Origin of the sequence: Streptomyces sp. NBC_01217 (assembly GCF_035994185.1) — a bacterium.
Taxonomy (GTDB): Bacteria; Actinomycetota; Actinomycetes; order Streptomycetales; family Streptomycetaceae; genus Streptomyces.
Map to the genome: position 1 here is coordinate 4,084,543 of NZ_CP108538.1, position 14,910 is coordinate 4,099,452.

Genomic DNA, 14,910 nt, shown 5'->3' on the forward strand with positions numbered 1-14,910 from the left:
CTCGCTTTTGATCACTCGTCGTCACCGGGGTCGCGGACGCCTGTCGCGTACGGGTTCTCCTGGCCCTCGGCCAGCACGCCGACGAAGGGCTCGCCCTCCCCCGCGAAGGTGTACGCCCCGCCCTCGATGCGGGCGATCAGCCCGCGCGTCCACTCGGCATCGGAGTCCGCGGAGTGGACCCACATGTTCATGATCTCGCCGATGTGGCCGATCGACTGGGGCCCGGCCTCCGGCGTGTAGTACTCGGTGACCGAGGACCGCCAGGCCGCGAGACCGGCCACCCGCTCCTTGAGCAGCGCCACCGCCTCGGACCGCTCCAGGTCGACGATGCCGCCCAGGCCCGCCGACAGCACGTCCATCTTCTGGTCGTACGAGGTCAGCGCGGCGCGCAGCAGCGCGAAGTACTCCTCGTTGCCCCGCCCGGTGATCTCGTACTCGGTGCGAGGCGGGCCGCCCGCGGTGCTCGGGGCGGTCTCGTGGGCGATCAGCAGTCCCTGCTTCGCCATCTGCTTCAGTGCGTGGTAGACCGACCCGGGCTTGGCGTTGGACCACTCGTGGGCGCCCCAGTATTCCAGGTCGTTGCGGACCTGATAGCCGTGCGCCCGGCCGTGCTGTCGCACGGCGCAGAGGACCAGCAGCCGGATCGCGGACATGTCACGCACCCTTTCTATTCAACTTTGATCAGCGTATCCCTCCGCCTCGGCGACCAGCTCGAACGCGGTCCGGCCGTCCAGGGACTCCCGGATGATGTCGGCGTGCCCGGCGTGCCGGGCGTGCTCCTCGACGAGGTGGAGCAGCAGCCAGCGCATCGAGACCCGCCCCTCCTTCGGGAACCAGGGCGCCTCGGGCAGCGGGAAGGTGTCGTCCAGACCGGGCACCGAGCGGATGAACTTCTCCACCTCGGCCGCGACGCCGTCCCAGAAGTCCAGCATCCCCTTCACGGTCTCGTCACCGACGAGCCGGAAGCTCTCCGCCCAGGTCTCCTGGGTGCGCGAGGTCTCGCTCGGCCGCTGCTGAGCCATCCGCAGCCAGCCCAGCTCGGTCTCCGCGACATGCTTGAGCAGCCCGGAGAGGGAGAGTTCACTGGCGCTGGGCCGGCTCGCCGCCTGCTCCTCGGTCAGACCGATGAGCGAGCGCCGGATCGCGCCGCGCTGTGCCTCGACGAAGGAGAGGAGCGCGCCGCGCTCGTCGCCGGAGGTCTCTGCGGGAACGTGAGTGACCATGGTGTCCACCTCGGGTAGCTGTGCCGGTTTCTTTCTGACACCGGCCAAGCTACGGACCCTTGCGGTCAGCTTCCGTCCTCAACACATCGGCTGCGCGGACCCGGTTTCAGAAAGGGAATACCGACCGCTCGTGCTGGATGGATATCCACTTCTGGGTGGTGAAGGCGTTCACGGTCGCCTCGCCGTTCAGCCGGCCGGACCCGGAGGACTTCTCGCCGCCGAAGGCGGCCAGCGGATCGTCCTGGACGGTGGAGTCGTTGACGTGGAACATCCCGCTGACGACGCGCTGCGCGAACCGCACCCCGCGCTCGGCACTGCGGGTGTGCACGGCGCCGCTCAGCCCGTACGGGGTGTCGTTGGCGATCCGTACGGCCTCGTCCTCGCCGTCGAACGTCACCAGCAGCGCCACCGGCCCGAATATCTCCTGGGACAGCAGCGGGGAGTCCTCGGGGAGCCCTGTGAGCACGGTCGGTTCGACGAGGTTGCCGCGGGTCCGGCCGCGTACCAGCGCGGTGGCCCCCTCGGCGAGCGCCTGGTCGACCAGGGAGGTCAGGGCGTCGGCCTGGAAGTTGTTGATGACCGGGCCGATCTGGGTCCGGGGATCGCGCGGGTCGCCGGTCCTCAGCGCGGCCACCCTGGCGGTGAACTTCTCGGTGAACTCCCGCTCGACGCGGCGGTCCACCAGGATGCGGTTGGCGGCCATGCAGACCTGGCCCTGGTACACGAAGCGGCTGAAGACGGCCGCGTCGACCGCGTAGTCGATGTCCGCGTCCTCCAGCACCACCAGGGCGCTGTTGCCGCTGAGTTCGAGGATCGTCCTCTTGAAGTGTCCGGCGGCGACCGCGCCGACGTGGCGGCCGACCCGGTCCGTGCCCGCGAAGGAGATCACCTTGGGTACGGGGTGCTCTATGAACGCGTCCCCTATCTCGGCGACATCGGTGATCAGGACGTTGAGCAGTCCGGCGGGCAGCCCGGCGTCCTCGAAGATCTTCGCGATCAGTCCGCCGCCGACGACCGGGGCGTTCTGATTGGGCTTGACGACGACCGCGTTGCCGAGCGCGAGGGCGGGTGCGACGGACTTCATCGTCACCAGGAAGGGGAAGTTGAAGGGGCTGATCACCCCGATGACACCGACGGGCTGCCGGTAGAGGCGGTTCTCCTTGCCGTCCACCGGTGAGGGCAGGATGCGGCCCCGGGGGCGCAGCGTCTGCTGGATCGCGTCCCGCAGGAACTCCTTGGCGGCGCGGACCTCGTACTCCGCCTTGAGCCGGGTGCCGCCCAGTTCGTCGACGATCGCCTCGGCGATGTCGTCGTGCAGTTCCTCGGTGACGCGCAGGGCGCGCTCCAGAACATCGCGGCGCTGATACGGGCCGGTGGTGGCCCAGGACCGCTGGGCGCGCTCGGCCGCGCGGTAGGCCAGATCGACTTCCTGTGCCGTCGCTATGGTGATGGCGGCGAGTTTCTCCCCGTTGTAGGGATTGAAATCGATGATGTCCCACGAGCCGCTACCGGTCCGCCACTCACCGTCGATGTACTGGTCGGCCAGCTCGTAGAAAAAGGACATGCGATCCCTTAACTCTGGTGCAGACTCCCGTCGAACCCTCATCGTACTGATGAATCAGGTGAGTTGGAGTAGACCACGGAGGAGATCGCGGCTCTCCTCGGGACCGGGGCTGTCCTCGTGCAGTCGCACCATGGCCTTTTCGTACTGAGCGACTTCTTCGGCCTTGTCCAGATAGAGCGCACTTGTCAGCTGCTCCAAATAGACAATGTCCGACAGATCGGATTCCGGGAATCGGAGCATCGTAAAAGAGCCCCCCTCTCCCGCATGCCCGCCAAAACTGAAGGGCATCACCTGGAGAGTGACGTTGGGCTGTTCCGACATTTCGATCAGATGCCGCAATTGTCCGCGCATCACCTCACGGTCGCCGTACGGCCGGCGCAGCGCCGCCTCGTCCAGTACGGCATGGAAATGAGGTGCGCGTTCGGAGACGAGGGCCTTCTGGCGCTCCAGCCGCAGGGCGACCCGGCGGTCGATCTCCATGGCCGGGGCGTCACCCATGCCCCGGGTGACGACCGCGTGCGCATAGGACTCGGTCTGCAACAGGCCGTGCACGAACTGGACTTCGTACACCCGGATGAGCGATGCCGCTCCCTCCAGACCGATGTACGTCTGGAACCAGCCGGGCAGTACATCTCCGTAACTGTGCCACCACCCCGCCACGTTGGCCTCGCGGGCCAGGCCGAGCAGGGCGTCGCGCTCCGCCTCGTCCGTGACTCCGTAGAGCGTGAGCAGGTCCTCGACATCCCTGGCCTTGAAGCTCACCCGTCCCAACTCCATGCGGCTGATCTTCGACTCGGAGGCCCGGATGGAGTAGCCGGCCGCCTCGCGGGTGATCCCGCGCGAGTCGCGCAGCCGCCTGAGCTGCGAGCCCAGCAGGATGCGCCGCACCACAGATCCACTCGACTCGCCTGCCGCCACTGGTCCGGCCCTCCCCATCGCTTCCCGGGTACCGGGGCTCCCCCCTGAACCCCAAGTGCCGGATTCTGCCATCAAAACGCTTCAGCCCGTACTCATTCGATTACGGAAATGAGAAGACTTCCAGAAAGCTACGAAAATACACAAAGGAAGAAATGACCAAGAACCGGCACGGGACCGGACAGGTCCGGCGCGTGCACGTGCATCTGCCCTTGCATCCGCCCTGCGCATTCGGAACCATGGTCCTCGCGCACCTGCGTGCTCGTTCGTGTTGTGCCGCTGTACCCCCCGCAGTACCGATACAGCCGCGAATCCCGGGAGTGCCTCGCATGGGGACGAATGGATCGACGATGCTCGAGCCGTTACGGCAGGGGCTTCCCCCCATCGATCCCTCAGCCGTCTCCGGATCGGCCACCTGCACCCTGCCCGCCCGCTACGAAGCCGTAGGCGGAGCACGGCAGTTCACCAGGAAGACGATGAACGGCTGGGGACTGGACGAGCGCTTCGACGACGTCGCACTGGTCGTCTCCGAACTCGTCACCAACGCGCTGCGGCACGCCCTGCCTGCGGACACCGCGCCGGAGCCCCAGGAACCGCCGGTACGGCTCCACTTGATGCGCTGGAGCTCGCGCCTGGTGTGCGCCGTACGCGACCCGAGTCAGGCAAGCCCCGTCGCCTCCGAGGCCGCCGACTCCGCGGAATCGGGCCGCGGCCTCTTCCTGGTGGAGTCCTTCAGCGACTCCTGGGGCTGGCACCCCTCCCCCGTCCTGGGGGCGGAGAACCCGAACGCCGCGGGGGCGCCGCGCGGCAAGGTGGTCTGGGCGCTGTTCCGACTGTCCGACGACACATGACATGTGACGCGCGTTGAGTACTACGCCTGAGACGTGACGCACGTTGAGCGTGAGACGTGCGCGGTGCATGCGATCCGTGCGGCCCGCCGTGTGCGGCGGGCCGGGCCGGGACGCCGTCGTGGGAGTGGTCAGCCCCTGGGAGTGATCAGCCGCCCGCTATGAGGTGGTCGAACTCCCCGTCCTTCACCCCGAGCAGCAGCGCCTCTATCTCGGCCGGCGTATAGACCAGGGCCGGCCCGTCGGGGTGGCGTGAATTCCGCATCGCCACATCCCCGTCGGGCAGTTTAGCGAACTCCACGCAGGAACCCTGGGAGTTGCTGTGTCTGCTCTTCTGCCATACGACTCCGCGAAGCTCTGTGGCCGCCATGCCGTTGTACACGTGGTGCACAGGACGCTCCCCGAGTTGCAAGGTGCAAGTGTCAACTGTCTCGGATCATAGCTCTGTTCAATTTTCCCTGCATGAGCAGATGCATGCGCTGATGCACGTGCACGCGCGGTGTTCCTGCGATTACAGCTCCGTACGCAGGGATAGACGCACGGAACGCCTGTTTGGCTCCGCCTACCCCGGGCCGGGCAGCCCATCCCGGCGGGGCGCGCTGGTAACTTGGCGCGGTCTTTTGTCGGCAAGGGGGAATTACACATGCGCAAAGTCATACGTACCGGTGCCGTAATCATCGCCGGACTCGTCACCGCCGTAGCACTGACCGGCTGCGGCAGTGACGGCGAGAAGAGTGACACGGGCTCCGATTCGGGAGCCGGAAAGACCGGCCGGACTTCCGGCGGAAGCAGCGGCGGAAGCAGCGGCGGAAGCAGCGGCGGAAGCGATTTCGGGACCAACGCCTCGGCGCTGGAAGGCGGTTGGGCCGGGAAGACCGATGGCAAGGCGGTCGTCCTGTCCGTCGCATCCGGGAAGGCCGTGCTCGTCACCGAGCAGCGCGCCTGCACGGGCGACGTGAAGGACATGGGCAAGCTGATGCTGGTGCTGAAGTGCGCCGACGGCGACACCGCCCGCACCATGGGATCCGTCGTGTCCAACGACGGCACGACCGCCGTCGTGTCCTGGGAGGGCGGGACGAAGGACACCCTGGCCAAGACCGAGCCGGGTGCGATCCCCTCGGGCCTGCCGGAGCTGCCGGACCTGCCCACTCCCTGACGCCCGGTCGCGTCGCGTCCTGCCTCAACCCGCCCGGTCCACGGGTGGGTTCGGCTTCGGCGTCCCGTCCAGTCCCCGGGAGAACTCCTCCAGGGCTTCGAGGAGGAGGCCGGCCCTGTTCCGTACGAACGGGTCCGCCTCCCCTTCGCCCGCGCGCCGGAGCGCGTCCCACTGCGCCAGCGCCTCACGCACCTCCGCCCAGTCCGGCACGCGCCGCTCCCGCACCTCCTTCGCACCCCGTTCGGTGGCCCGGCGCAGCGCTTCGGCCAGGCGCGCGGCGGCCGGTACGGGGGTGGCACTGCCACACGGAAGGTGAGCCTCCAGCAGCATCGCGACTCGGCCGAACTCGGCGAGGGCGTGCTGGGTGTCGTCGGCGGCGGCGCGCGAGAGGCCTCGGTTGCGCACCGGCTCGTGCTGGGCGGTGGCCAGCGCCTCCTGCCAGGCGACGCGCGCCCGGCGGGTGTCGAGCAGGGCGGAACGGACGTCGTCCCGGCCGCCCTCGGCCGGTCCGGCGTACTGACCGACGACCGCGGCGACGTACCGCCCGTCCGCCTTCAGCCAGTCGCCGAGCCTGCCGCGAAGCCGCGGGGTCTCCCACGCCGGGTAGGCGGCGTACGAGATCATCGCGAGAAGGCCGCCGACGAGGGTGAGGACGACTCGTTCGAGTACCGTCTGCGACCAGTCGTCGCCCGCCATGCCGAGCAAAAAGACGACGTACGCGGAGACGCACGCCTGGCCGACCACGTACCCGGTGCGCATCAGCAGATACATCAGCAGGGCGCAGAGCACGGAGAGCATCGCGGCCGGAGTGACACCGGGGTCGGTGATCTGGACGATCGCGGTGGCGAACGAGACGCCGACGATCGTGCCGCCGAAGCGTGCCACGGAACGCCCGTACGTCTGGGAGAACTCCGGCCGCATCACCATGACGGACGCCATAGGTGCCCAGTAGCCGTGCCCGAACGGCAGTGCGGCGCCGATGAGATAGCCGACGGCGACGACGACGGACACCCGGACGGCGTGCCGCAGGATCGGTGAACCGGGGCGCAGTTCGGCGCGCACCGCGTTCGCGACGACGGGGACCAGCCGCGGGAGGGTGGGGCGGCGGCGGTGCGGGGCGGCGGGTGTCCCGCCGCCGGTGGCCTTGATGGTCTCGGCCGCTTCCTCGGCCGCGGCCTGTTCCTCCTTCGTGCCCTCGCCCTCGGCCGTCTCGATGACGTCGGAGAGCAGCGCGCCGAGCCGCCCGGCGGCACGGCGGGTCGGACCGGTGAGGAGCGTGCCGGTGTCGGGGGTCTTCAGCGCGGCGACGGCGGCCGGGGAGAGCTTCACCGGGTCGCCGTGGCGGATGGCGCGGGCGGCCGAGTCGAGCACGGATCCGGCGGCGGCGAGGAGTTCACGGACCCGGTCCCGCTCCGGCCCCTCGGACGGGACGCCCGTCGCCGGGTCCGCGAGCGAGGCGAGCACCGGCCGGATCCGCTCGGCGACACCGCGGGAGCCCCGCAGCTCGGGCGGCCGGTGGCGGGCCTGACGCGGGGTTACGGCGGCCGCGCTGCGGGCCGTCATCAGCGGCACCGGGTCGAAGGCGGCGAGCGGGTCGTGGCGCAGCCGTCGGGCGTAGTCGGCCTCGCCGGCCAGGGCGTCGGCGAGTGCGTCGCGCTGGGCGCCCCATCTGCGTACCGGGAACAGGACGATCAGCGCCGCCTGCACGACACCGCCGAACAGGATCATCACGGCGTGCACGGCCGAGTTCGCGACGGAGGTGGGCAGGGTGACCGTCACCAGCATGATCGCCACATTGGACGAAGCGATGATGCCGGCCGTCGGCCCCGCCGCCCAGGCCAGGCCCGAGAGGAACGTCCAGAGCACCAGCAGGGCCAGGAACAGCAGCATGCGCGAGCCGGTGAGATAGCCGAGGAACGTCGATACGGCGAGGCTCGCCCCGGACACCAGGGCGAGGACGGGCCGGGGACGCCAGCTGCGCTGGAACGTGGCGATGGCCGCCTGGAACGCACCGAACGCGGAACTGGCGGCGACCACCGGCCCGAAGAGCGCGAGACCGATCCCGAGGACGAGGGCGAGACCGGCCGCACCGCGGATCGCGATGAGCGGTTCGAGCCGCCGCCGCTCGATCGTCAGCCCCGCGTGGGCGGTCTCCTTCAGCGCCCGGAGCCAGCTCATGCCCAGAGCCTAGCCGGAATGACTGATAAGCCCGAGTTGCCGGAATACGACATTCATCCGGGTCTCCGACCTCCGTCGCCCGGTGTCCGGGTTTCCTAACGGCTCCCGCGACGGCCGTGGATCTCCGGCCCGGTCCGGCCCGTCCTCGCCCGGTCCGCGGCGGCTGTCCCATGGGTCCATCCGTCGAGATCGGTGGCGCCCCGGACGCGTGTGGTCGTGGTCTCGGGAAACATCCGCTCGGCGGTGTCCGTGACGGCCATGTCGCGGGCGGCGAGGACCGGGAGCAGCTGAGGCGCGGCGGACCTCGGCGATCCCGATCCGGGTGCGGCCCCGGTCCCTGCTTCGGCGGCCGCGGTGACGCGGGCGGTGTCGGCTGCGAGCCGGCTGCCCAGGCGCTGGGCGTACGCCATCAGGAACGACTGCCGGAACGTTTTGGTCCGCTTACGTCCGCCGGCCCGCTGGCCCGCCTCCGCCTTCGTCATCGCCACCGTGCCCTGGACCAGCAGGGAGGTGTACAGCAGCTCCACGGCCTCCAGATCCGGCTCGAAGCCGACCACCGTGGAGAAGCCGAGGTCTCCGTTCCACACCGCGCGGCAGCGGTTCGCGGAGGCGACCGCGTCGAGCAGGATCGCCTTCGCCGTCTCGTACGGGGCGTCGACCCCGATCCGGCACGCCCCCGGTGCCTCCTTGCTGTGGCTACGGGCGGCGAGCAGGGCCTCGTCGATGGAGTGCCGGGCCATCAGCTCCTGCGCCTTGGTCGTGAGGGCCTCCGCCTCCTCGGGGAAGCCGGTCGCCTCCGCCTTGGCGAGCAGGGCGCGGATCCGGGTCAGCATCCGGGGTTCGTCGTGGGCGGGCGGCAGGTGGAGGCCGTGCGGGGAGGTGCCGGGCGGCGGTCCGACCGGTTCGATCGACGGGAGCCGGAGCAGCAGCCGGTACAGGCCGAGGAGGGCAGTGGCGTAGGAGAACCGGTCGGGCCGGTTCCGGGGCGGCGCGGCGGGGAGCCCGTCGAGCTGGGCCCGCCAGCGCGGCGGCAGCCGCTCGTACCGTCCGGTCTCCGAGGCGATCAGCCCGGCGGCGAGGCCGGCCGCGGTCTCGTCGAGTTCGCGGCGCACGATGCGTACGACATCGGCGGGCTGCCAACCGCGGTCCCAGGCCCGGCGGACGAACTCCTCGCCGCGCCGGAACAGTTCCGCGTCGGCCGCCGGATCGGCGGCCAGGAGGGAGGCACCGGTGTCGAGACCGGCGTCGCCGTCGGAGTAGAGGGCTGCCGCGAATGCCTGGTCGATCACCGGTTCCATGAGGTCAGGGTAGGCAGGGCGGTGCGGCGCGGTATGCCTGGCCCTACCCGGGGACGGGCTCTGGTGGTCGTGATCGCGGGGCGCGGAGACGGTTCGATCGAGGACATGACTTCCCCGCACGCATCCACCGCGCCCCCTGCGCCGCCCGCGGGCGGCGCCGATGCCCTGCGCCTGCGCTCCGTACGCCGTGCCTATGGAGAGGTGACCGCCCTCGGCGGCATCGACCTCACCGTCCGCCCCGGCACCTTCACCGCCGTCATGGGCCCGTCCGGCTCCGGCAAGACCACGCTGCTGCACTGCGCGGCCGGGCTGGACCGGCCGACGTCCGGCACCGTCGAGGTGGGCGGGGTGGAGCTGACCGGGCTGAGCGAGCGCCGGCTGACGCTGCTGCGCCGGGACCGGATCGGCTTCGTCTTCCAGGCGTTCAACCTGGTGCCTTCGCTGACCGCCGCGCAAAACGTCGCGCTGCCGCTGCGGCTCGCCGGCCGCCGCCCGTCCCGTACCGAGGTACGGGAGTCCCTGGCCCGGGTCGGTCTCGCCGACCGGGCGGGGCACCGGCCCGCCGAACTGTCCGGCGGGCAGCAGCAGCGGGTGGCCCTGGCCCGGGCCCTGATCACCCGGCCCGCGGTGCTCTTCGGCGACGAACCGACCGGTGCGCTGGACACCGCCACGAGCCGGGAGGTGATGGTGATGCTCCGGGAACTGGTGGACCGGGAGGGGCAGACGATCGTGATGGTCACCCATGACCCGGTGGCCGCGGCGCATGCGGACCGGGTGGTCTTCCTGGTCGACGGGCGGGTGGCGGACGACCTGACCGGCCCGTCGGCCGAACGGATCGCGGCCTGGACGGCGGCAGGTGTGGCACGCGCTGCGGACGGCGCGGGCAGCGCAGGCGCCGCGGAGGTGGCGTCGTGCTGACCATTGCCCTCGCCGGTCTCCGTACCCGCTGGACCACACTCATCGGCACCTTCGTCGCGCTCGCGCTGGGCGTGGGGCTGGTCGCGGCCATGGGACTCGGCCTCGCCTCGACCCTCGACGCCCCGGACCGGGCACCGCAGCGGTTCGCCGGGTCGCCGGTGGTGGTGATGGGCGACGACACCCTGACCGTGCGGGTGCGGCGCGGGCCGTCCACAGCGGAGGTCAGCCGCACGCTCGCTCATCCACACCCTGTGGATATCGAACTCCTGCGCGACCTGCGGACGCTCGGCCCGGTGGCGCGGGACGACGAAGGCCGGGCGCGGGGCGGCCCCGACGCCGTGGGTGTGGACGCGCCCGTCGCCGAGGTGCGCCGCGTAGTCGGTGACCGCGCCCTGGTCCTCACCGGGGACGACCGCCGCCGCGCCGACCCGGCCACGGAGCGGGACGCGGAGGGGCTGATGACCGTGAACGCCCTGCTCGGCACGGCGGGCGGCATCACCGCCTTCGTCTCGGTCTTCGTCGTCGCGTCGACGTTCGCCTTCGCGGTCGCGCTGCGCCGGCGCGAATTCGGGCTGCTGCGCACGGCGGGCGCCACGCCGGGCCAGCTGCGCCGGCTGCTGCTGGCGGAGGCCGCCGTGGTCGGCACCCTCGCCTCGGCCGCCGGGTGCGCTCTGGGCCGCCGGGCGGCGCCCCTGCTGGCCGGGCTGCTGGTCGACGAGGGGATGGCACCGTCCTGGTTCACCGTCCGCCAGGCCGCCTGGCCGCTGCATGCCGCCTTCTGGACCGGTCTGGCCGTGGCGTTCGCGGGGGTCTGGGCGGCCTCGCGCCGGGCGGGCAGGATCGGCCCGGCCGAGGCGCTGCGCGAAGCCGACATCGATACGGACGTACTGGTGCCGGTCCGCCGTCTGCTGGGCTTCGCGCTGCTCGCGGGAGCCGCGTTCCTGATGGCGAAGTCCCTCGTCACGGACCCGTCCGCGCTGCTGAAGCGGAAGACGTACACCACGCAGCCGATGGTCCTGATCACGGCCGCCGCCCTGCTCGCGCCGCTGCTGGTAAGGCCGTTGGCCCGGCTGGTCCGGCTGCCGGGTGCGACCGGAATGCTCGTACGGGCGAACACCGCGGCATCGCTGCGGCGTACGGCCGCGGTGGCCGCTCCGGTGCTGATCACCGTGGCACTGGCGGGTTCGGTGACCGGCTCCGCGATGACGGTGACGGCGGCGAAGGCGGCCGAGGCACGCGAGCACACCCGGGCCGATCTGGTCGTGACCGGCGAGGAGTTGAAGGTACGGCCGGTGCATGGCGCGACGCTCTCCGCGTCCGCCTCGACGGCTCTCTACGTACGCGAGGAAGGCACCGCCCTCATCACCTCCCGTGCCCGTGCGGTGGACGACGCGAAAGCGCTGGCGGAGGTGGAGCGGCTGCCGGTGGTGGCGGGCGACATCCGCGATCTGGACGACCGCTCGATCGTCGTGAACGAGGAGTGGGAGCAGCACACGGTGGGGTCGACGGTACGGGTGTGGCTCGGCGACGGGCGGCCGGCCGCGCTGCGGATCGCGGCGGTGCTGGCGCTCGGAACGGGGAACAACGGGGCCTATGTCACACGGGCGAACGCGCCGGCGGCTCCGGTGGACCGCATCGGCGTACGCCTCTCACCGGGCGCGAACCGGGCCGCTGTCGCGGCGCGCTTGCGGGACACCGGCGGCACGGTGCGGACGACGGGACAGTGGCTGGCCACGACGCATCCCCGTACGAGTGCGCAGACCCGGCTCGGCCTGGCCGTGATCCTGGGGATCGCGCTGGTGTACACGGCACTCGCCCTCGCCAACACGATGCTGATGGCGGGGTCCGTACGGTCCTCGGAGCTGAACGCGCTCCGGCTGGCCGGGGCCACCCGGCCGCGGGTCCTCGCCGTGGTGGCCGGGGAGACCCTGTGCGCGGTGGGGCTGGGGGCGCTGCTCGGACTGGCCGTGACCGCGGTGAACCTGGCGGGCCTCGGCGCCGCGCTGGCCTCGCTGTCCGCACCGGTGGCGGTGTCGGTGCCGTGGCAGCTGATCGGGGGTGCGGCCGGGGTGTGCGCGGCGGTCGCGGTGGGGGCGGCGCTGCTGCCAAGGGCGGTGCGGCGCCGCTCGGCCATGGGCCCGTGACCGGGTCACCACCCCCTTACCGGCCCGCGACTGGTCCATCCAGCCCCACCCTCTGACGATGTATCCGCTTTCATCCTTTCCTCAGGATTTCGCATGGTTTCATCTCGCCATGGAGGCGAACAAGTCATGACTGGAGACCGACAGCAGGACACGAATACACGGGCGGTCACGTCCCGGCGGCGCGTACTGGCCGCGGCCGCACTCGCACCGGTGCTGACCGCCGCGGGACCCGCCGCCGCCCGGCCCCGCCCCACCGGGGCGGCCGGGATGACCGGGGCGGAGCACGGCAGGCTGGTCAGGCCGGTGCCGACCACCCTGGCGGACTGGACGGGAGTGGCGAGAGCGCTGGGCCGCACGGGCAACATGCTGCGCGGGACGAACTACCACACGGGCTTCCCCCGACGGGACCTCCATGTGGTCTCCGACGGCGTCGTCGTCACACCGGGGCTCGCGCTCGGCACGCATGTGGCCTTCGTCCGTTACGCCGACGGCAGCACGATGCTGATGGGCGACGTGGTGGTCACCGAGGACGAACTGCAGCAGGTGACCGACGCCTGGCAGGAGCACGGGATCGAGCAGACCGCGCTGCACAAGCACCTGCTCGCCCAGACCCCCGACATCTGGTGGACCCATGTCCACGCCCACGGCCGCGACGCGGTGGCCCTGGCCCGCGGCCTGCGCGCCGGATTCGACCGCACCGGCACCCCGCCGGCCCTGCCGCCCGGCCCGGCGGCCCCGGTCGACCTGGACACCGCCGGAATGGAGGCGGTGCTGGGCACCAAGGGCTCCGTCGAGGACGGGCTCTACAAGATCCTTTTCGTCCGCCGGGAGACCATCGCGGACGGCCATCTGATCCTGCCGCCCGGCCTGGGCTCGACCAGCGCGTTCAACTTCCAGCCGCTGGGCGGTGGAAGGGCCGCGCTCAGCGGCGACTGCGTCATGCTCGCCCACGAGGTGCAGAACGTACTGAAGGCGCTGCGGCGCGGCGGGATCAAGCTCGTCGAGCTGCACAACCACCACCTGGCGGAGAGCCCCCGTCTGTTCTTCACCCACTTCTGGGCCGTGGGCGACGGCGTCGAACTCGCCAGGGCGGTGCGCCCCGCGGTGGTGGCGACCGACGTCGTACCGGTCGCCTGAGACCGGCCGTACGGGGTCGCCGGGCCGATTGCGCCGGTCCAGCGACCCCGGCCGCCGAATCCGTTCTGCATATGGACCAATCGGCCCGGAGCGGCGCGTGCCCGCGCGGATGACCGGGCACCCATGTCCCGTCCAGCCCGCACCTTCCCCGGCCCACCCGTCAGATCCCCCTCTGGAGCTCCGTATGGAACCAGTCGCCGGCGCACGGCACTGCCCGTTCGACTACGCCGAGGCCCTCGAATTCGACCCGGTGCTCAGGCACTTGATGACCGAAGAACCCGTCTCCCGCATCCGGCTGCCGCACGGCGACGGCGAGGCATGGCTCGTCACCGGCTACGACGACGTGCGCACGGTGACCACCGACCGGCGCTTCAGCCGCAGCGCCATCATCGGCCGGAACTTCCCGCGCATGACCCCCGAGCCGATCGTCCAGGACGAAGCGATCAACGTGATGGACCCGCCGGGCAGCAGCCGTCTGCGCAGCCTGATCTCGAAGGGCTTCGCACCCCGCCACATGGAGCGCATGAAGGTGCGCACCCAGCATGTCGTGGACGAGCTGCTGGACCGGATGGAGGAGCACGGCGCCCCCGCCGACCTCTTCGAGCACCTGGCGGCCCCGCTGCCGCTGACCACCATCTGCGAGGTCCTCGACATCCCCGAGGCCGACCGCGCGCAACTGCGCGCCCACGCCCGGACGATGATGGACACGACCGTCGAGAACAAGGAGAACGCGGTACGGGCCAAGGCCGATCTCCGCGCCTACTTCCAGACGCTGACGGCGCAGCGGCGCGCGAACCCGGGCGACGACCTGATCAGCGCGCTGGCCACGGCGCGCGACGGGGACGAGATCCTGAACGACCAGGAACTGACCGTGATGGCCATGGTCCTGCTCATCACGGGCCAGGACACCACCACGTACGAGATCGGGAACATCGCCTACACGCTGCTCACCAGGCCCGACGAGCTCGCCATGCTGCGCGCCCGCCCCGGCATGCTCCCGCAGGCCATCGAGGAGCTGCTGCGCTTCATCCCCTTCCGCAAGGGGGTCGGCATCCCCCGTGTCGCCACCGAGGACGTGGAGCTGAGCGGGGTCGCGATCCGGGCCGGGGACATCGTGCATGTCTCCTATCTGACGGCCAACCGTGACGGCCGGAAGTTCGACCGTCCCGACGAGCTGGATCTGGAGCGCAGCGCTCCGTCCCATATGACGTTCGGCTGGGGCGGACACCACTGTCTGGGCGCCCCGCTCGCGGCCACGGAGCTCCAGGTCGCCATCGGAACTCTGCTGGACCGCTTCCCCGCCCTGAAACTGGCGGCGCCGGCCGAGGAGGTGCGCTGGAACAAGACATCGATCTGGCGCTATCCCCTGGAACTGCCCGTCACCTGGTGACGGGGCCCCGGCACTGACTGTCATCGATGATGCGACGCCCCAGGGCGCCCGGCAAGCCGGAACGACCCCGGCCGGCCGGGCGCCCTGCTGTACATGGGCCCACGCATGCACCCCCCGGCTCGACGTGCGGCCCTGATCG

13 protein-coding genes are annotated in these 14,910 nt (G+C 71.1%); 6 read left to right on the plus strand and 7 right to left on the minus strand.

What is annotated here, in order from left to right:
• Positions 1 to 11: 11 nt before the first annotated feature.
• The 4 genes from OG507_RS17950 to OG507_RS17965 all read right to left on the minus strand — a co-directional run bounded on the left by OG507_RS17950 (position 12) and on the right by OG507_RS17965 (position 3,723).
• Positions 12 to 653 (minus strand): PadR family transcriptional regulator, encoded by a 642-nt coding sequence (locus OG507_RS17950; protein WP_327368203.1) that lies wholly within the window; start codon positions 651 to 653, stop codon positions 12 to 14.
• An 18-nt stretch (positions 654 to 671) separates the two neighbouring features.
• On the minus strand, positions 672 to 1,223 hold the full coding sequence (locus tag OG507_RS17955; protein WP_327368204.1) for a DinB family protein: 552 nt from the start codon (positions 1,221 to 1,223) through the stop codon (positions 672 to 674).
• Between the two features lie 106 nt (positions 1,224 to 1,329).
• Positions 1,330 to 2,787: an aldehyde dehydrogenase family protein gene (locus tag OG507_RS17960; RefSeq protein ID WP_327368205.1), complete on the minus strand. Its 1,458-nt coding sequence runs from the start codon at positions 2,785 to 2,787 to the stop codon at positions 1,330 to 1,332.
• Positions 2,788 to 2,841: 54 nt separating this feature from the next.
• The gene (locus OG507_RS17965; RefSeq protein WP_327368206.1) at positions 2,842 to 3,723 is read right to left on the minus strand and encodes a helix-turn-helix domain-containing protein; all 882 of its coding nucleotides are present in this window, start codon (positions 3,721 to 3,723) and stop codon (positions 2,842 to 2,844) included.
• 329 nt (positions 3,724 to 4,052) lie between these two features.
• Here OG507_RS17965 and OG507_RS17970 point away from each other — a divergent pair, with 329 nt between their 5' ends.
• Positions 4,053 to 4,553 carry an ATP-binding protein gene (locus OG507_RS17970; RefSeq protein WP_327368207.1) on the plus strand — a complete coding sequence of 167 codons (501 nt, stop codon included), beginning with the start codon at positions 4,053 to 4,055 and terminating at the stop codon, positions 4,551 to 4,553.
• 145 nt (positions 4,554 to 4,698) lie between these two features.
• On the opposite strand, the gene OG507_RS17975 is transcribed toward OG507_RS17970, so the two are convergent.
• Positions 4,699 to 4,941, minus strand: coding sequence for a DUF397 domain-containing protein (locus OG507_RS17975; RefSeq protein WP_037690973.1), 243 nt, complete (start codon positions 4,939 to 4,941; stop codon positions 4,699 to 4,701).
• A 252-nt stretch (positions 4,942 to 5,193) separates the two neighbouring features.
• On the opposite strand from OG507_RS17975, the gene OG507_RS17980 reads away from it, so the two are divergent.
• Positions 5,194 to 5,706 (plus strand): hypothetical protein, encoded by a 513-nt coding sequence (locus tag OG507_RS17980; RefSeq protein WP_327368208.1) that lies wholly within the window; start codon positions 5,194 to 5,196, stop codon positions 5,704 to 5,706.
• A 24-nt stretch (positions 5,707 to 5,730) separates the two neighbouring features.
• Here OG507_RS17980 and OG507_RS17985 read toward each other — a convergent pair whose 3' ends face one another.
• Both OG507_RS17985 and OG507_RS17990 read right to left on the minus strand, forming a co-directional pair.
• The gene (locus OG507_RS17985; RefSeq protein ID WP_327368209.1) at positions 5,731 to 7,884 is read right to left on the minus strand and encodes an FUSC family protein; all 2,154 of its coding nucleotides are present in this window, start codon (positions 7,882 to 7,884) and stop codon (positions 5,731 to 5,733) included.
• Between the two features lie 95 nt (positions 7,885 to 7,979).
• Positions 7,980 to 9,182 carry a DUF2786 domain-containing protein gene (locus tag OG507_RS17990; RefSeq protein WP_327368210.1) on the minus strand — a complete coding sequence of 401 codons (1,203 nt, stop codon included), beginning with the start codon at positions 9,180 to 9,182 and terminating at the stop codon, positions 7,980 to 7,982.
• Positions 9,183 to 9,287: 105 nt separating this feature from the next.
• On the opposite strand from OG507_RS17990, the gene OG507_RS17995 reads away from it, so the two are divergent.
• The 4 genes from OG507_RS17995 (at position 9,288) to OG507_RS18010 (ending at position 14,771) form a co-directional block, all read left to right on the plus strand.
• Positions 9,288 to 10,100 (plus strand): ABC transporter ATP-binding protein, encoded by an 813-nt coding sequence (locus OG507_RS17995; RefSeq protein WP_327368211.1) that lies wholly within the window; start codon positions 9,288 to 9,290, stop codon positions 10,098 to 10,100.
• On the plus strand, positions 10,094 to 12,244 hold the full coding sequence (locus OG507_RS18000; protein WP_327368212.1) for an ABC transporter permease: 2,151 nt from the start codon (positions 10,094 to 10,096) through the stop codon (positions 12,242 to 12,244). Before OG507_RS17995 ends, OG507_RS18000 begins: the two co-directional genes overlap by 7 nt.
• 126 nt (positions 12,245 to 12,370) lie before the next feature.
• Entirely contained in the window at positions 12,371 to 13,381 is a 1,011-nt protein-coding gene (locus tag OG507_RS18005) for a DUF1259 domain-containing protein (protein ID WP_327368213.1), read from the plus strand.
• A 184-nt stretch (positions 13,382 to 13,565) separates the two neighbouring features.
• Complete coding sequence (locus tag OG507_RS18010; RefSeq protein WP_327368214.1) at positions 13,566 to 14,771, plus strand: cytochrome P450; 1,206 nt, start codon at positions 13,566 to 13,568, stop codon at positions 14,769 to 14,771.
• Positions 14,772 to 14,910: the final 139 nt, after the last annotated feature.